This window comes from Actinoplanes missouriensis 431 (assembly GCF_000284295.1).
Classification (GTDB): Bacteria; Actinomycetota; Actinomycetes; order Mycobacteriales; family Micromonosporaceae; genus Actinoplanes; species Actinoplanes missouriensis.
On the sequence record NC_017093.1, the window covers coordinates 1,776,762 to 1,794,387 of the forward strand.

General features: G+C 71.3%; 13 protein-coding genes. 6 read left to right on the plus strand and 7 right to left on the minus strand.

What is annotated here, in order from left to right:
* The first annotated feature begins 59 nt into the window (after window positions 1–59).
* Window positions 60–959 (plus strand): serine protein kinase RIO, encoded by a 900-nt coding sequence (locus tag AMIS_RS08295; protein WP_386932747.1) that lies wholly within the window; start codon window positions 60–62, stop codon window positions 957–959.
* A 67-nt stretch (window positions 960–1,026) separates the two neighbouring features.
* Here the strand turns inward: AMIS_RS08295 and AMIS_RS08300 are convergent, their stop codons facing one another.
* Window positions 1,027–1,272 (minus strand): DUF2630 family protein, encoded by a 246-nt coding sequence (locus AMIS_RS08300; protein WP_014441767.1) that lies wholly within the window; start codon window positions 1,270–1,272, stop codon window positions 1,027–1,029.
* A 737-nt stretch (window positions 1,273–2,009) separates the two neighbouring features.
* Between AMIS_RS08300 and AMIS_RS43610 the strand changes: the two genes are divergently transcribed.
* A complete protein-coding gene (locus AMIS_RS43610; RefSeq protein WP_041829625.1) occupies window positions 2,010–2,837 on the plus strand; it encodes a tetratricopeptide repeat protein in 828 nt (275 codons plus the stop codon).
* A 25-nt stretch (window positions 2,838–2,862) separates the two neighbouring features.
* Here AMIS_RS43610 and acnA read toward each other — a convergent pair whose 3' ends face one another.
* Complete coding sequence (gene acnA / locus AMIS_RS08310) at window positions 2,863–5,640, minus strand: aconitate hydratase AcnA (protein WP_014441769.1); 2,778 nt, start codon at window positions 5,638–5,640, stop codon at window positions 2,863–2,865.
* A gap of 201 nt (window positions 5,641–5,841) precedes the next feature.
* Here acnA and AMIS_RS08315 point away from each other — a divergent pair, with 201 nt between their 5' ends.
* Genes AMIS_RS08315 through AMIS_RS08325 form a run of 3 tightly spaced genes read left to right on the plus strand, consistent with a single transcriptional unit; the run spans window position 5,842 to window position 10,007 of the window.
* Window positions 5,842–6,231 carry a hypothetical protein gene (locus AMIS_RS08315; protein WP_041829627.1) on the plus strand — a complete coding sequence of 130 codons (390 nt, stop codon included), beginning with the start codon at window positions 5,842–5,844 and terminating at the stop codon, window positions 6,229–6,231.
* A gap of 24 nt (window positions 6,232–6,255) precedes the next feature.
* A complete protein-coding gene (gene pulA / locus AMIS_RS08320; RefSeq protein WP_014441771.1) occupies window positions 6,256–9,450 on the plus strand; it encodes a pullulanase-type alpha-1,6-glucosidase in 3,195 nt (1,064 codons plus the stop codon).
* 53 nt (window positions 9,451–9,503) lie between these two features.
* A complete protein-coding gene (locus AMIS_RS08325; protein WP_041830620.1) occupies window positions 9,504–10,007 on the plus strand; it encodes a hypothetical protein in 504 nt (167 codons plus the stop codon).
* Here the strand turns inward: AMIS_RS08325 and AMIS_RS08330 are convergent.
* From AMIS_RS08330 to AMIS_RS08345, 4 genes are all read right to left on the minus strand, one after another.
* Window positions 10,004–10,963, minus strand: a complete 960-nt coding sequence (locus tag AMIS_RS08330) for an alpha/beta hydrolase (protein ID WP_014441773.1) — start codon at window positions 10,961–10,963, stop codon at window positions 10,004–10,006. The genes AMIS_RS08325 and AMIS_RS08330 overlap by 4 nt on opposite strands.
* Before the next feature lie 30 nt (window positions 10,964–10,993).
* Window positions 10,994–13,702, minus strand: a complete 2,709-nt coding sequence (locus tag AMIS_RS08335) for an AfsR/SARP family transcriptional regulator (RefSeq protein WP_014441774.1) — start codon at window positions 13,700–13,702, stop codon at window positions 10,994–10,996.
* Between the two features lie 57 nt (window positions 13,703–13,759).
* Entirely contained in the window at window positions 13,760–15,211 is a 1,452-nt protein-coding gene (locus tag AMIS_RS08340) for an aminopeptidase P family protein (protein ID WP_014441775.1), read from the minus strand.
* A 213-nt stretch (window positions 15,212–15,424) separates the two neighbouring features.
* A complete protein-coding gene (locus tag AMIS_RS08345) occupies window positions 15,425–16,072 on the minus strand; it encodes a superoxide dismutase family protein (protein ID WP_014441776.1) in 648 nt (215 codons plus the stop codon).
* A gap of 166 nt (window positions 16,073–16,238) precedes the next feature.
* On the opposite strand from AMIS_RS08345, the gene AMIS_RS08350 reads away from it, so the two are divergent.
* Window positions 16,239–17,168 (plus strand): carbohydrate kinase family protein, encoded by a 930-nt coding sequence (locus tag AMIS_RS08350; protein WP_014441777.1) that lies wholly within the window; start codon window positions 16,239–16,241, stop codon window positions 17,166–17,168.
* A 59-nt stretch (window positions 17,169–17,227) separates the two neighbouring features.
* Here the strand turns inward: AMIS_RS08350 and AMIS_RS08355 are convergent, their stop codons facing one another.
* Complete coding sequence (locus tag AMIS_RS08355) at window positions 17,228–17,620, minus strand: thioesterase family protein (protein ID WP_014441778.1); 393 nt, start codon at window positions 17,618–17,620, stop codon at window positions 17,228–17,230.
* Window positions 17,621–17,626 lie beyond the last annotated feature (6 nt).

Here is a 17,626-nt window from a genome sequence, read left to right on the forward strand (position 1 = left end):
TTTGTGATGCCTGCTGTCCAGCTTTCCCAGTTCACTTCTTTCTCCGAGGAGACCCTCCAGTGCGCGAGCACTCGATGCGGCGTGGGCGCCGCAAGTTCGACGACGACGAACCAGACTTCCTGAAGCGCGGCCGGCTCGAGCCGGTCCTGCAAGAAGATCCCGACCTGCCCGAGATCGGCGACCGCTGGTCCACCTGGGACGGCGCTCTGCACGGCCCACAGCCCCGGCCCGACTGGGTGCTCACCGAGTACGGCGCGGTCGACACCGAACTCGGCATCCTGAAAACCGGCAAGGAAGCCGACGTCTTCCTGATCCGCCGGTTCAACCCCACCACCGGCGCCACGTCGATGATCGCCGCGAAGCGGTACCGGGACGGCGAGCACCGGCTGTTCCACCGTGACGCCGGATACCTGGAAGGCCGCCGGGTGCGGCGCTCCCGGGAGATGCGGGCCATGACGAACCGCACCGCGTTCGGCAAGGAGATGATCGCCGGGCAGTGGGCGGCCGCCGAGTTCGACGCGCTCGGCCGCCTCTGGCAGATCGGCCAGGAGAGTGGCCTGGTGTGCGTGCCCTATCCGGTCCAGCTCATCGGGACCGAGGTGATGCTGGAGTTCGTCGGTGACTGGGAGACCGGTGAAGCGGCGCCACGACTGGCACAGGTCCGGGCCGAACGTGACGAGCTGGCGGACCTGTGGCGGCAGATGACCGACGCGTTGTCCGTGCTGGCGCGTGCCCAGGTTGCTCATGGGGACCTGTCGCCGTACAACACGCTTGTCCACCGGGGACGGCTCGTGCTGATCGACCTGCCGCAGATCGTCGACGTGATCGCCAATCCGCGGGGCGGTGAGTTCATCGCCCGGGACGTCAACAACGTGGCCGCCTGGTTCCGGTCCCGCGGGCTCGATATCGACACCGAGTCGCTGATCGAGCGCCTGCTCTACGAGGCGGGCCTGCGCTGATGCGGGTCAGGCGTCCGGTTCCCGGCCCGCGGCCGCCGCGTCCACGGCGGCCGCGACCGGGGCCGCGTCACTGCAGGTAGTTCTCCACCTCGCTGACGGCGTGCGCCTGCTCGGCGTCCGGGTCGTTCCCGGCCGTGCGGGCGGCCCGCCGCCGGCGAAGCAGGTCCCAGCACTGATCAAGCGATTCCTCAAGGTCCTTGAGCCGGGCGTGCTCCTCGTCGGAGGAGATCTTGCCCGAGCTCAGCTGCTGGCGGAGCTCGTGCTCCTCCTCGACCAAGCCGTGGATCCGGCTCAGCACAGTCTTGTCATCCATTCCCGAAGCCTATTCACCCGAGGCCGGTTTCGGAGACTCCCACCTGCGTGTTCCCCGCCATGCCGCGCGGGGGCGCCCGGGCTGTGTGTGGAGTCGCCTCGCGGAGCGAACCCGAATTCCACACGCCGGATCAGCACTGAGCGCCGGCTGGTCCGGCTGGTCACCAGTGTTGTCGCGCTGAGCACCGGCTGGTCCGGCTGGTCGTGAGTGTTGTCGCGCTGGGTGCCGGCTGGTGCGAGGGCTGTTGGAACGGCTCGGTGACAGCGCTCGGAGCCAGCTCGCGCCGGTCGGCTGGCTTCCAGTGCTGTCCGAGGGCCGGCCGACGACACTGAGCGCCAGCCGGCCCGCGAAGTTCCACGATCCACGGCAGGCAGGCAGGCAGGCCGCGCGACGATCACGTGACGCATGGGCCCTGACATCACCTGCGATGTGATGTCAGGGGACTGAAGACGTGCAGAGCCCGCCTGAAGGCGGCACGCGGGTGGTGCAGTTCGGGGTGGGAGCGTGCCTCAGGTCGGCGCGTGCGGGTGGTGGCTGGGGTGGGACTGATAGGAGGAGGGCGCAAGCGCTCACTCAGGCCGCGCGGTGTGTGCTCGTGTTTCGGACGCGCCAGCGGCCGGCGAGGAACGCCGCGCCCTCGGCGGGAGCGACGGTCCGCACCCACCACCCCGCTGCGAGATGAACTTGATCTTGACCCCCGGTGGCGGGTAGTTGATCGGTGTTTTTAGATTTCTAGGGTGGGCTGGATACAGAAACTGCGGCAGGCTGCCGTCGACGGAGGTGGCGCGGGCACGCGCCGGGCTGTGGAGGCTGCTGAGGCGGCCGGGCGTGCGTTCCGGGATGGCGACGCGGCGGGGGCTGCCGAGCGCGGCGATGCGGCGGTGCGGATGCTGCGGAATTTGGTGGATCAGAGGGTACGGGCCGCGGAGCCCGTCCTGGTTCGGGCGCTGGACAAGCAGTCCGGCTATCTCGCCGCGCTGGGGCGGCAGGACGAGGCCGTGGCGCTCGCCGCGGAGGCCGCCGGACTGGCGCGCGCGGAGCCGGAGTGGGCGCAGCTGCTGGCCACGACGCTGGTGACCTATGCGACCCGGCTGGTGCGGGCGGGGCGGCTCGCCGAGGCGCTGGAGGCGGAACGGGAGGCCACCGGGATCGTGGAGGCGCTTCCGGAGCCGGTTCTGGCGCAGGGCATGTCGGATCTCGCGGCCGGGCTCGCCGAGGCGGGGGAGCACGCTGAGGCCGTGGTGATCAGTGAACGGGCGCTGGCGATGTGGCGGACCCTCGCCGGGCGTGCGGCGGGGCGTTCGGCCGGGCGTGACGAGAAGGCTGAGGAGCGTCTCGGGCAGTCGCTGAGCGAGCACGCCGACCGGCTGTCCGAACTGGGGCGCTGGGCGGACGCGGTGGAGCTGAGCGCGGAGTGCGTGGCCTACCGGCGGCAGACCGCTCAGGAGCAGCTCGCCGCGGACCTGCGGCGGCATGCGGTGTTCCTGGAGCGGGTCGGCCGGGACCTGGAGGCGATCGCGGCCGCCGAGGAGGCGCAACGGCGAAGCCCCGCCTCAGCGAACTGAGACGGGGCTTCGGTAGACCGATGGATCAGCTGCGGAGCATCTTGCGCAGCACGTACTGCAGGATGCCGCCGTTGCGGTAGTAGTCCGCCTCACCGGGGGTGTCGATCCGGACGACCGCGTCGAACTCGACGCCGGTGTCCGTGGTGACCTTCACGGTGCGCGGGGTGGTGCCGTTGTTGAGCTCCGTGACACCGCTGAACGAGAACGTCTCGGTGCCGGTGAGCCCGAGCGACTCGGCGGTCTGGCCCTGCGGGAACTGCAGCGGCAGCACGCCCATGCCGATCAGGTTGGAGCGGTGGATGCGCTCGTAGCTCTCGGCGATGACCGCGCGGACGCCGAGGAGCATGGTGCCCTTGGCCGCCCAGTCACGCGACGAGCCGGAGCCGTACTCCTTGCCGGCCAGGATGACCAGCGGGATGCCTGCCTCCTGGTACGCGACCGAGGCGTCGTAGATCGTGGTCTGCTCGCCGGTCAGGTGGTTGACCGTGAAGCCGCCCTCGACGCCCGGGACCAGCTGGTTGCGGAGCCGGATGTTCGCGAACGTGCCACGGATCATGACCTCGTGGTTGCCGCGGCGCGAGCCGTAGCTGTTGAACTCGGCGCGCGGGACGCCGTGCTCGGCGAGGTACTTGCCGGCCGGGGAGTCCACCTTGATCGAGCTGGCCGGCGAGATGTGGTCGGTGGTGACCGAGTCGCCGAGCTTCGCCAGGACGCGGGCGCCGCTGATGTCGTTCACCGGCGCCGGCTCGGCGGCCATGCCCTCGAAGTACGGGGGCTTCCGCACGTAGGTGGAGTCCTCGGCCCACGCGAACGTGTCACCGGTCGGCGTCGGCAGCGACTGCCACTGCTGGTCGCCGGCGAAGACGTCCTGGTACGCCGTGCTGAAGCCCTCGGCGCCGATCGCCTGCGCGATGACCTCGTCGATCTCCTGCGAGGACGGCCAGATGTCGTTGAGGTACACCGGCTTGCCGTCCGAGCCCGTGCCGAGCGGCTCGGTGGTGATGTCGATGTCCATCGAGCCGGCCAGGGCGTACGCCACGACCAGCGGCGGGGACGCCAGGTAGTTCATCTTGACGTCCGGGTTGATCCGGCCCTCGAAGTTCCGGTTGCCGGAGAGGACCGAGACCGCGGTCAGGTCGGCCTCGTTGATCGCCGCGGAGATCTCCTCGGGCAGCGGGCCGGAGTTGCCGATGCAGGTGGTGCAGCCGTAGCCGACCAGGTTGAAACCGATCTTGTCCAGGTACGGCGTGAGGCCGGACCGGTCGTAGTAGTCGGAGACGACCTTGGAGCCCGGGGCCAGGGTGGTCTTGACCCACGGCTTGCGGGTCAGGCCACGCTCGACGGCCTTCTTCGCGAGCAGCGCGGCGCCGATCATGACCTGCGGGTTCGAGGTGTTGGTGCAGGAGGTGATCGCGGCGATGACGACCGCGCCGTGGTCCAGCTCGTAGGTCACACCGTCGTCACCCTTGACCACGGTGGGCTTCGAGGTGCGGCCGGTGGCACCGAGCGCGGCGCTGAAGGCGTGCGGCTTGTCGGCCTCGTCCTCGACCCCGTTGGCGGGTGAGTCCGACGCCGGGAACGACTCCTCGCTGGCCTCGTCGGCGTGGCCGTGCGGCGCGGCGTAGTTCGGGAGGGCGTCGCGGAACGCGGCCTTGGCCTCGGAGAGGAGGACCCGGTCCTGCGGGCGCTTCGGGCCGGCGAGCGAGGGGACGATCGTCGACAGGTCGAGCTCGAGCTTCTCCGAGTAGTCCGGCTCGGCGTTCGGGTCGAGCCAGAGGCCCTGCCGCTTCGCGTACGCCTCCACCAGAGCCACCTGGGCGTCATCCCGGCCCGTGAGACGAAGGTAATCAATCGTCTGCTCGTCGATCGGGAAGATCGCGACGGTCGAGCCGTACTCCGGCGACATGTTGCCGATGGTCGCCCGGTTCGCCAGCGGGACGGCGCTCACGCCGGGGCCGTAGAACTCGACGAACTTGCTGACCACACCGTGCTTGCGCAGCATCTCGGTGATCGTGAGGACGAGGTCGGTGGCGGTGGTGCCGGCCGGCGCCTCGCCGGACAGCTTGAAGCCGACGACCCGCGGGATCAGCATGCTGACCGGCTGGCCGAGCATCGCGGCCTCGGCCTCGATGCCGCCGACGCCCCAGCCCAGCACGCCCAGGCCGTTGACCATCGTGGTGTGCGAGTCGGTGCCGACCACGGTGTCCGGGTACGCCTGGCCGTTGCGCTCCATGATCGTGCGGGCCAGGTACTCGATGTTGACCTGGTGCACGATACCGGTGCCGGGCGGGACGACCTTGAACTCGTTGAACGCGGTCTGGCCCCAGCGCAGGAACTGGTAGCGCTCGCGGTTGCGCTGGTACTCCAGCTCCACGTTGCGCTGGAACGCGTCCGCGCGGCCGAACAGGTCGGCGATGACCGAGTGGTCGATGACCAGCTCGGCCGGGGCGAGCGGGTTGACCTTGGTGGGGTCGCCGCCGAGGTCCTTGACGGCCTCGCGCATGGTGGCGAGGTCGACGACACAGGGAACGCCGGTGAAGTCCTGCATCAGCACCCGTGCCGGGGTGAACTGAATCTCGACACTCGGGTCGGCGTTCTGGTCCCAGCTGCCGAGCGCGTTGATGTGGTCGGCGGTGATGTTCGCGCCGTCCTCAGTGCGCAGCAGGTTCTCCAGGAGGATCTTCAAGGAGTAGGGCAGGCGTTCGTGCCCCTTCACCTTGTCGATCGTGAAAATCTCGTAGCTCGCGTCTCCGACGCGCAGCTCGCTCTTCGCACCAAAGGTGTCGAGGCTGGCCACCGTCATCTCCTTCACACCCAGCGACTGGAAGTCAAGTCTTTCGCACCGAAAGGGCGACCTTCGGGTTAGGTATGCCTAACTCTCGGTTCACGTCTTCTGGTAAACCGTACGTCCGTCTTGCTAGCCCTCGCAAGCGGGGTCCACCTGGTAGATCCTTGCAGTGAAAGCGAGGTTTGGTGTCGTCGATCGATGGGCATACGCGCCGACATGACGGCACCGGCGGAAACCGACGAGCTCACCGACTTCTTCGGTCGTTACGGCACGGCCCTCACGACGGGCGACGTCGCGGCGATCGCCCGCTGCCACGCGCTGCCGGGTCTGGTCGTGTCCGACTCGTACAGCTTCACGTTCAGCTCACCGGCCGCGGTGGCGTTGTCGTTCCTGGGCGCGGCCCCCGCGTACCGGGAGAACCGGATCGTCGCGGCGCACGCGCAGCTGCTCGCCGTCCAGCGGCTCTCCACCGCGCTGGCCCTGGTGTCGGTGGAGTGGGAGTACCTGGACGACCAGGGGAGCGCGGTTCCCGGCGAGCGGTACCGCTATCTGATCCGTACCGGCGCTGACGGACCCCTGATCACCACGGTCATAGCCACACGCTGAGCGTGGCGGTGCGACCATGGTCCGGTGACGACGATCGAGATCACTGCGACCGCGCCGCCCGTTGAAGGACGTACCCGTCCGCAATGGCTTCTCGTGCACTACCACCGGCCGGACGGCGACTACGCCGACTGGGCGCTGCACGCCTGGGGCGACGTGGCCGAGGAGATGGTCTACCCGTCCGGTGTGCCGTTCGCCGGCGAGGACTCCTACGGCCGGTTCGCCTGGGTCCGGCTCGCGGAGAACGCGCACGAGGTCGGCTTCCTGATCGTGCACCGTCACGGCGCGAAGGACGTGGACGTCGACCGCTGGGTCGACGTCTCGGAGAAGTCGGAGATCTGGCTCATCGCCGACGAGCGCCGCGTGCAGGAGGCGCCTCTTCCCGACACGACGGTGGAGAACACCGCGGTCATCCACTACCGGCGGCCGGACGGCGACTACAGCGGGTGGGGCCTGCACTGCTGGGAGGGGGTTCCGGCAAAATCCAAGACCCCCTGGGGTACGCCCATGCTCCCGTCCCGCTTCGACGCGTTCGGCGCGGTCTTCGAGGTCCCGGTGCGTCCCGACGCGGTCGGCCTGCGGTTCGTCCTGCATCGCGGCGAGCTCAAGGACCTCCCCGACGACCAGCGCCTGGACCTGACCGTCGCGCGTGAGCTGTGGGTGCTCGCCGGAGTGGCCGCCCCGGTCCGCCCCGATCTGGGCACGCTCGGCCCGGAACTGGACCCGGCCCGCGCCCTCGCGGTCTTCGTCGACCGGGGCACGATCGCGCTGCCCGACTGGTTCGCGTCGCGAGCGGCCACGCTGTCACTGAACGACCTCACCCTCGTACCCCGGCCCGGTGGTCTTTTCCAAGCGCAGAGCCGGCGCTTTCCGCACCTGCGCGCCTACCGCGCGTTCGCCCTGCGGGAGATGAGCGACGCCGCCCTCGGTGAGCTGCTGCGCGGGCGGCTGCTGGTGACCGGGCGCGATGCCGCCGGCGAGGTGGTGGCGCTGACCTCGGTGCAGCTCGCCGGGGTGCTGGACGACGTCTACGCCGAGGCGGCCGACGCCGATCTGGGCCTGACGTTCGACGACGAGCAGCGGCCGCAGCTGGCGGTCTGGGCGCCGACCGCGATCACGGTGGAGCTGGAGCTGTTCCGGGAGACCACCGACGAGCCGCGGATCCTGCCGATGGAGCGGGACCCGGTGACCGGCGTCTGGTCGGTCACCGGCAAGCGCAAGTGGCTCGGCCGGTACTACCGGTACCGGGTGGAGCTCTGGCATCCGGCCGCCCAGCGGGTCGTCACGACGAGCGTCACCGACCCGTACTCGATCTCGCTCGCCACCGACTCCACGCACAGCCAGCTGGTCGACCTCGACGACCCGGCGCTGCGGCCGTCCGGCTGGGACGAACTGGCGAAGCCGCCGGCCGTCGCGCCGGCCCGGATGCAGATCGCCGAGGTCTCGGTCCGCGACTTCTCGATCTTCGACGCCTCGGTGCCGGCCGGCGAGCGCGGGACGTTCCTGGCCTTCACCCGGGCCGGCTCGGACGGCATGCGGCATCTGCGCTCGCTCGCCGACGCCGGGCTCACTCACGCGCACCTGCTGCCGGTGAACGACTTCGCCACGGTGCCCGACCGCCGTGCCGACCAGGCGGTGCCGGTCTGCGACCTGGCGTCGTTCCCGCCGGACTCGGAGGAGCAGCAGCGCGCGGTCATGGCGGTGGCCGACACCGACGGTTACAACTGGGGGTACGACCCGTGGCACTGGACGACGCCGGAGGGTGGTTACGCCACCGACCCGGCCGGTCCGGCGCGGATCCTGGAGCTGCGCTCGGCGGTGGCGGCGCTCAACGCGGCGGGCCTGCGTGTGGTCCTCGATGTGGTCTACAACCACACGATGGGCGACGGGCTCGACCGGTTCAGCGTGCTCGACCGGATCGTGCCGGGGTACTACCACCGGCTGCTCGCCGACGGCAGCACCGCCGAGTCGACCTGCTGCCCGAACACCGCGACCGAGCACATGATGATGAGCAAGCTGGTCATCGACTCGCTCGTCACGTGGGCCTCGTCGTACAAGATCGACGGTTTCCGGTTCGACCTGATGGGACACCACCCGCGGGCCAACATCCTGGAGGCGCGGATCGCGCTGGACCGGCTCGGCGACCATGGCCGGGATATCTGCCTCTACGGCGAGGGGTGGAACTTCGGCGAGGTCGCGTACGACGCCCGCTTCGCCCAGGCCACCCAGGTCAACATGGCCGGGACGGGCGTCGGGACGTTCAACGACCGGCTGCGGGACGCGGTCCGCGGCGGCGGGTCGTTCGGCGACGACCCGGGGGTGCGGGGGTTCGCCACCGGGCTCGGAGCGGACACCCCGCTGTGGCTGCACGACCAGATCAAGGTCGGGCTCTCCGGCGCGCTCGCCACCTACCGGTTCGTCACGCACACCGGCGTCGAGCACAGCGGCGCGCAGATCGACTACAACGGCTCGCCGAGCGGATACGCGCACGACCCCGGCGAGGCGATCAACTATGTGGACGCGCACGACAACGAGATCCTCTACGACGCGATGGCGTTCAAGCTGCCCCGCGACCTGCCGGCGCTGGACCGGGCCCGGATGCAGGTGCTCGCGCTGTCGCTCGTCGTCCTCAGTCAGGGCGCCGGGTTCGTGGCCCTCGGCAGTGAGCGGTTGCGCTCCAAGTCGCTGGACCGGAACTCGTTCAACTCGGGGGACTGGTTCAACCAGATCCGCTGGGATCCCGGTCTCGGGAACGGCTTCGGGCTCGGCCTGCCCCCTTATCCCGATAATGGCGATAAATGGAATTTCGCCCGTCCGCTGCTCGCCGACCCCCGGCTGGTAATGCCGCCGGACGCGATCACCCTGGCCGCCGAGCGTTACCGGGAGCTGCTCCGGATCCGCCGCTCGTCGCCGGTCTTCGGGCTGCCCACCGCCGACGAGGTCCAGCGCCGCCTGACGTTCCCGCGCGGCGGCCCGGACGAGACCCCCGGCGTGATCGTGATGTGCCTCGACGGGACCGGCCTGGACCCGCGGTGGCGGACGGTCGTGGTGGTCTTCAACGCCACCGAGCACGACGTCGTCGAGGAACTGCCCGGCGTCACCGGGCTCCGGCTGCACCCCGAGCTGATCGAGTCGGCCGACCCGATCCTCCGCACGGCCCGGGCCGCCGGTTCCGGCCTGGTCGTGCCGACCCGGTCGGTCGCCGTGTTCGTCAACGACTAGATTCTCCGCCGGAGGGGTCCGCCGCGATCGGTGGCCGGAGAGCGGAGGTTGTGGTGCGGCTCGAGCGTGCACTGTGCGCGGTGGTCCTGGTGGCTCTGGTCGGCGGATGCACGTCCGACGACAAGGAGCCCACGTTCTCCGAGCCGGCGCAGTCGTCGTCGGCGGCGCCGGTCGGCAGCGCGCCGGCATGGACCGAGCCGGCCGCGTACTCGTACGTGCTGACCCGCGGCTGTGACCCGAACGCGCCGCTCGGCACGTACCGGGCGACCGTGAGCGGCGGCGCCGTGTCCACTGCTGAGCGGGTCGGCGCGCCCGCCGCGTCCCCGTCCGCGTCGGCCGAAGTGGACCTCGGTCCGGTCACCGGGCAGGAGGGCGAGGAGATCGAGGTGCCGACCCTCGGCCAGCTCACCGAGATGGCGCGGACCGCGACCGAGGACGGCGCCGAGGTGGCCACCGAGTACGACGCCACGGACGGTCACCCGGTGAAGGTGAGCATCAACGTGACGGACACCCCGGACGGCGCCGAGTGCTGGACCGTCTCCGACTACCAGGTCTAGTTCTTCTCCAGGGCGGCGCGCAGGAACTCGCCGCCCTGCGCGGTCGCGGCCTGCGCGGCGTTCGTCTCGCGCAGCGCGTTGAGCATCGCGAAGTCGTGGATGATGCCCTGGTAGCGCACGGCCGTCACCGGCACACCGGCCGCCCGTAGCTTCGCCGCGTACGCCTCGCCCTCGTCCCGCAGCACGTCCGCCTCGGCGACGATGACGAGCGCCGGCGGCAGCCCGCTCAGCTCCTCGGTGCTGGCCCGCAGCGGCGACGCGGTGATCTCGGCGCGGGCGGCGGGGTCGGTCGTGTACTGGTCCCAGAACCACACCATCGTGTCCCGGCGCAGCCAGTAGTTCTCGGCGAACCGGTGGTACGAGTCGGTGTCGAAGGAGGCGTCGGTGACCGGGTAGTAGAGCAGCTGGGCGAGGATCTCCGGCCCGGAGCGCTGCTTCGCCAGGATGGTCAGCGCCGCGGTCATGTTCCCGCCGACCGAGTCGCCGGCGACGGCGATCCGGGTGGCGTCCAGCTCGTGCTCGACGCCGTGCGTGGCGATCCACTCCAGCGCGGCGTAGACCTGCTCCAGCGCGACCGGGTACCGCACCTCGGGGGAGCGGTCGTACTCGACGAAGACGGTGGCCGCGCCGGACCGCACGGTCAGCTCCCGGACCAGCCGGTCGTGGGTGCCGGAGTCGCCGAAAACCCAGCCCGCGCCGTGCGTGTAGAGCAGCACCGGCAGCTGGCCGATCACACCGGCCGGCCGGTAGATCCGGATCCGCACCCCGCCGGTCGGGCCACCGGTGATCCACAGGTCCTCGACGTCCGCGTCCGGGCGGGGCACGTCGCCGGCCTGGGTGGCCTCGACCACCCGGCGGCCCTCGATCGGGCCCAGGTCGGGCAGGTACGGCGGGTGCGCGGTCGCCTCCACGAACGCCTTCGCGGCCGGCTCCAGCACGGGTTCGAAATTTCCCATGGCCACAGGTAACCGAACCGCAGTGCACGTTCAGTGCATCGCCGATGCACAAGCCTCCACACGGGCGATCACGGCGTCCACCGACGCGTCACCCCACACCACCCGGTAGATGTCCGAGTGCTGCGCGATGAGCTGCCGGAACGTGGCCACGACGGCCGCCGCCCGGTCCGAGTCGCCGAGCGCCCGGGTGGCCTCGGCGAGGATCGCGTTCGCGTGGAACGGCGTGAAGATCTCGGCCGGCGGGGTGCGGTCCAGGGCGATCCCGGCGAACCGCACCGCCGCCTCGTGGTCGCCACGGGCCAGATGGATCTCGGCGAGGGTGCCGGCCGTCTGGGCGGACATGTCGATGATGTCGGCCTGCACGGCCAGCTCGTGGCCCTCCAGCGCGACGTCGGCGGCGGTCGCCAGGTCACCCTGCGCCCGCAGCTCGGAGACGAGCGCGGAGAGCGCGAAGACCAGCACGCTCGGCTCGCCGCACAGCTCGGCCAGGTCGACCGCCTGCTTCGCGTGCATCAGCCGCTCTGACGCGGTCGAGTCGACCGACCACGCCATGTTGCGCCAGACCATCGCCTGCCCGGCCAGGTCGCCGCTCTCCTCGTACAGCTGGAGGGCTTTCTCCAGCCGGGTCCGGAAGAGCGCCGGGTCGGCGTCACGCAGGCCGATCGAGGTCTCCCGGAGCATGCCGGCCTCCAACGCCGGCTCGCCGAGGGCCTGCGCCGCCTTCAGCGCGCGCTCGGACTGCTCGGCGGAGTCGGCCGGCGGCTCCACCACCGAGCTGCGGGCGGCCCGCAGGTCGAGCACCATCTCGATGGCCTCGCGATGCCAGCGCCGGGTGAGCGCCAGGTCGATCACCGCGCGCAGCGTGGACTTCTCCCGGACGTACCACTCCAGGGCGGCGGCGAAGTCGGCCGGCCGCTCGATCGTCATGCCGGCCGACGGCGGGCCGAGGTAGGTGACCTGCGGCCGCCCGAACATCAGATACGAGTGCCGGGTGCTCCGCACATAGTGCTCGACCAGCCGTCTCTCCGCCTCCTGCCGCTCGTCGGAGGCCTCCAGCAGCTCGTCGGCGTACGCGTGCAGCAGGTCGTGCATCGTGTAGCGGCGGCCGTCGGTCTCGGTCAGCATGTTGGCCGCGCTCAGCTCGGCGAGCAGCGACCGCGCCTTGGGGCCGGCGCCGGAGATGCTGGCCGCCGCCGCGATCGAGATCTCCGGGCCGGGATGGACGGCGAGCAGCCGGAACAGGCGGGCCGCCGCCGGGCTGAGCGCCTCGTAGGACCAGGAGAACGTGGACCGCACGTCGTCGTCCGAGGACTCGCCGGTCGACAGCGCGTCCAGCTCCAGGTCCTCGGCGAAGTCACGCAGCCGCAGCTCCGGGCGTACCGCCGCGTGGGCCGCCGCGATCGCCAGCGCGAGCGGAAGTCCCGCGCAGAACCGCACCAGGTCCCGGCTCGCCGCCGGTTCGGCGGCGAGCCGCTGCTCACCGATCCGCTTCGCCAGCAGCTCGCGGGCGGCGGCGTCACCGAGCCGGCCGACCAGCACCGGCCGCGCGCCCTCCCGGGCGACCAGGCCGGTCAGCCGGTTGCGGCTGGTCACCACGACCAGGCAGCCGGGCGCGCCGGGCAGCAGCGGGCGGACCTGCTCGGAGTCGCGGGCGTTGTCCAGCAGGACGATCATCCGGCGGTCGGCCAGCGCGGACCGGAACCGGGCGGCCCGCGCGTCGAGCCCGGCGCCGCCGAGGGAGGCCAGCGAGACGCCGACCGATTCGAGGAGCGTGTTCAGCGCGTCGACCGGGTCGATGAGCCGGCCGCTCGGGTCGAAGCCGCGCAGGTTCAGGTAGAGCTGCCCGTCCGGGAAGCGCGGGGCGAGCCGGTGCGCCCAGTCCACCGCGACGGCGGTCTTCCCGACGCCGCCCATGCCGCTGAGGATCACGATCGCCGCGCCGCTGGCCTGGGCGTCCAGGGCCGCGGTCAGATCGTGGCGGGGCACGAACCCGGACACCCGGCGGGGCAGCTGCACCGGGCGGTGGCTGTCCGCCGGCGCGGGTTCCAGCGCCTCCAGGTGCGCGGCGCGCAGCTCCGGGCCGGGATCCGCACCCAGCTCCTCGGCGAGCCGGTGCCGCATGTCCTCGAAGAGCACCAGGGCCTCGGCGCCGCGCCCGGCCGCCGCCAGCAGCCGGATGATGCGGGCGTGCAGCACCTCGTGCAGGGGAGCGGACGCGGCGATCCGCTGGAGAATGGGCAGGCTGTCCGGCGTCGCCGTCTCGGCCGCGGTCACGGTGATCTGGATCCGCTCCCGCGCGACCGCTACGAAGAGCGGGTGTTCCAGCACCTCCGGGTCGAGACCGGCGAAGGCGGGCTCCTGCACCGTGCGCAGGGCCCGTTCCGGGGACTGCTCGCGGACCGCGAGCAGGTCGCAGGTCCGGGCGTCCACCAGCAGCCGGTATCCCTCCCCGGCCGGATGCACCCAGTGGCCGGGGGTGCGGCTCGGCAGGTCCGGCTCGAACAGCCGGCGAACCTGCCCGACCAGCCGGTGCAACTGGTTCACCGCGCTCTGCGACGGCTCGGCGCCCCAGATCAGGTCGATCAGCTCGGCCACCCCGACCACCCCGCCGCGGGCGGCGAGCAGCGCGGCCAGCAGCACCCGCTGCCGGGGCGGCCCGATGTCCACCTCGGTGTCGCCCCGCCACATGCGGAGCCCGCCGTAGGCACGCAGCCTGACGGCGGGCTCGGACGTGGTCATGCCCCTATGCTGCCCAGCTTCGTTTCGGAGCGACACGTCACATGAATCACATGAACCTCAGCCGGGCAGCCGGGGACCCGCCTCGCGCTGCGCCGCCAGCCACTGCTCGACCTCGCCGGACGAGCGCGGCAGGCCGTCCGACAGGTTCCGGCAGCCGTCCGCGGTGACCAGCACGTCGTCCTCGATCCGCACGCCGACGCCGCGCAGCTCGGCCGGAACCAGGTCGTCCTCGGCCTGGAAGTACAGACCCGGCTCGACGGTCAGCACGTAGCCTTCCTTGAGCTCGCCGTCCCGGTAGTTCTCCTTCCGGGCGTGCGCGCAGTCGTGCACGTCGATGCCGAGCATGTGACCGAACCCGTGCAGCGTCCACCGCCGGTAGACGGTGCTCTTCTCGCTCATCGCCTCGTCCACGCTGACCGGCAGCAGACCCAGGTCGTTGAGGCCCTCGGCGAGCACCCGCATGCAGGTCTGATGCACGTCCTTGAACTTCACGCCCGGCCGGATCGCGTCCATGCCGGCCTGCTGCGAGGCGTGCACGATGTCGTAGACCTGGCGCTGCAACGGGGTGAACGAGCCGTTCACCGGCACGGTCCGGGTCACGTCGGCGGTGTAGAGGTTGTCGCCCTCCACGCCCATGTCCATCAGCAGCAGCTCACCCGGCGTGGTCACGCCGGTGTTGCGCACCCAGTGCAGGATCGTCGCGTGCGGCCCGGAGCCGACGATCGAGCTGTAGCCGACGTCGTTGCCGTCGTGCCGGGCCCGCAGACCGAACACGCCCTCCAGCAGCCGCTCCTTGACCGGGCGGTCGGCCGGCAGGATGCGCGCCACGTCCTCGAAGCCGCGCACGGTGGCGTCGATCGCGGCCTGCAGCTGCGCGATCTCCCACTCGTCCTTGACCAGTTTCAGCTCCGAGATCACCCAGGCCAGCTCGCGGTCGCGCGGCTTGTCCCGGTTCGGCTCGTAGGCGAGCACCGCGCGGTCCACGTTCGCGTCGAGGCCGCGCAGCACCCGGGTCCGCCCGGGCGCCGAGTTCGCCAGCACCGGGCCGAGGTGACCCAGCGACGCGGTGTCCAGCCCCAGCTCCGCCGACTTCTCGCCGAGCGTGTGCGTGCGGCCGATCCACAGCTCGCCGTTGCGGTCCCGGAAGAACCGGTCGGTCTCCTTCGAGTTGCGCTCCCGGGTGAACAGGATCGCGTCGTGCCCCGACCCGCTCGGCCGCAACACCAGCACGCTGTCCGGGTCACGGTCGCCGGTCAGGTAGAAGAAGTCACTCCCCGGCCGGAACGCGTAGTCGGTGTCGTTGGCACGCACCTTCTCGTTGCCGCTCGGGATGATCAGGGTCTCGCCGGGGAACGCCTCGGAGAGCGCCGCCCGCCGCTTCGCATAGTTCGGCACCTCCGGCAGTGGCGCCACCGCGAGCGGGTCCTCCCGCCAGCCACTGCGCATGAACTGCAGAAACGCCTCCGGGAAATCCGGGTCGTGCGACTCCGTCTTGGCTTGCTCGGCCATCTGAGGATGCCTCCGTTCTCGCTGCCCCGACGGTACAACCCCGGCGGTGCGCACGGCAGGCGCGGTCGGTTGCGCTTCTTTCCCGGGTACGGGCTGCGCGCTCGCTGGAACCCGGGCATTTCGGAGCCGTTCCGCCCTCGATGGCAGAGCACAGGACCGTATGTGATCAGTCCGGGCCGGTCGCCCGGCCCGGCGCTCGGTCGCTTCTCCGGGTCAGCCCCGTCCGGCGCGTTCCGTGTAGACCGGCATCGGGTCCCGGGTCAGGCAGGCCAGCCGGGCGCCCGCCGTACCGGCCTCGCCGTGCCCGGTGTGCGTGGTGGTCCGCTCGTGCAGCACGAACGACCACGGTGGCCGCTTCTCGTCGAACCGCCACTTCTGCACACTGGTGGCCGTGCCCGCGCCCTCCGCGTCGGCGGTGAAGTCGAGCCAGATCTCGTTCTCCGGGTTCGCGTACTCCGGATCCGCCGACGGCTTGCCCGGTCCGGCAGCCGGGTCGATCCGGTTCTGGTAGTGCGGCCCCGCCTCGGCCGGGTTCGCCGTGCACGGGTTGGTGTGCAGGTGAGCCCCGTAGGCCCGGCCCGGGACCAGTCCGGTGAGGGCGGCCGTGACGCGTGCCCCGCTCTTGCTCTCCGCGACGGAGACCTCCGCGGTGGCCCCGACCGGGACGGCGGCCGTGTCGTAGGTGACGGCCGTGGACCCCTCCACCCACGTCTTGAAGGTCCCGGACGTGACGGGTCCCGGGATGAAGCCGGGGGCGGTGTCGCTGGTCTTCGTCATGCCGGTGGCGGCGGGGCTGGCCAGGGCGCTGGTGCAGGCCGCCAGAGCGAGCGGCGCAGCCAGAAGGAGCACTCGTAGATTCATCCCTAAATCCTCCCAAAGTTACCCACATAATTGGGACCAAGCCCTCACAGAGTCGTAAAACACCCACTCCGAAGGGCTGGGGGTGCGGAGCGCGGCCGAATTCCACACACTCCCCGTGACGACAGCCGCCGCCCCACGGGCGCGGGAATTTTGAGAGGGTGTCGATGTGGGTTACGCGATGGTGATGGGTGAGGCGCTGATCGATCTGCTCGAGGCGGAAGCCGGCCCCGACCTGATCTACCGCCAGGCGATCGGTGGCGCACCGCTCAACGTGGCGGTGGCGGTGTCCCGGCTCGGCGGCGACGTCGAGTTCGCCGGGTCGCTCGGCACCGACGTGCTCGGCGACCGGATCGCCGCGCTGCTGGCCGAGGCCGGCGTCGGCGGCCGGGGGATCCGGCGGGTCGCCGTGCCGACCACGCTGGCCGTCACCACGTTCGAGGGGGCCGAGCCGACGTTCACGTTCTACGGTGAGCCGCCTTCCTACGCGCTGCTCGGACCCGGCGACCTGGATCTCGGGCGGGTGGCCGGGGCGGACGTGCTCTACACCGGGTCGATCTGCCTGCTGCGGGAGCCGTTCCGGTCGGCGGCGCGGGCGGCCTGGGAGGTGACCGGGCCGGTGAAGGTGTTCGATCCGAACGTGCGGCCCACCCTGCTGCCGGACGACGCCGCCGTGGACGCCCTGCGTGAACTCGTCGAGGAGTTCTTCGCCACGGCCGACCTGGTGAAGCTCAGCTCGGCCGACGCCCTGGTGCTCTACCGGGAGCCGGACCCGGCGGCCGCCGCCCAGCGCATTCTCGCGCTCGGGGCGGACGCCGTGGTCGTGACCTGCGGTTCGAAGGGCGCCTACGTGGCAACCGCAGCCGGCGGCGGGATGCTCCCGGCCCCGAAGGTGTCCGCCGTGGACGCGACGGGCGCCGGCGACTCGGTGATGGGCGCGCTGATCAGCCGCCTGCTCGCCGAGGGCCGCCCGGCGGCGCGGGACGACTGGGAACGTCACGTCCGGTTCGCCCTCGGCGTGGCCGGCCTGGTCTGCGAACGGCAGGGCGGCGCCACCGCCATGCCCACCGAAGCCGAGCTGACCGCCCGCTGGACCTGATCAGCACCCCACCCGGGTCAGAGCCGGCCGGCCATCAAGCCGCCCACCCTGGGAGCGGCTCAGCGCTCCATCGCCCGCGCGATGAACCGCTGCCGATCCAGCAGCACCCGTTCCACCCGTACCTCCGCGACCAGCAGGTCTCCGTCGTGGACGGTCACCTCGAACAGCAGTTTCCGGCCGTCCACCTTGGTCAGCGTCGCCTGCGCGACGACCCGCCGCCCGAGTGGTGTCGCCGCCCGGTGCTCGATCTCGGCCCGGCTGCCGACGGTGGTGACGCCGCCGGGGATCTGCCGGGCGGTGGCGGCCACCGTGGCGGCCTCGGCGAGGGCGAGGATGCGGGGTGTGCCGAGCACCGGCACGTCGCCGGACCCGACGGCCTGCGCGGTGTCGGCGTCGGTGACCGTCAACTCGACCCGGGCGCTCATCCCCGGTGCGAACTCCGGAAACTCCATCCGTTC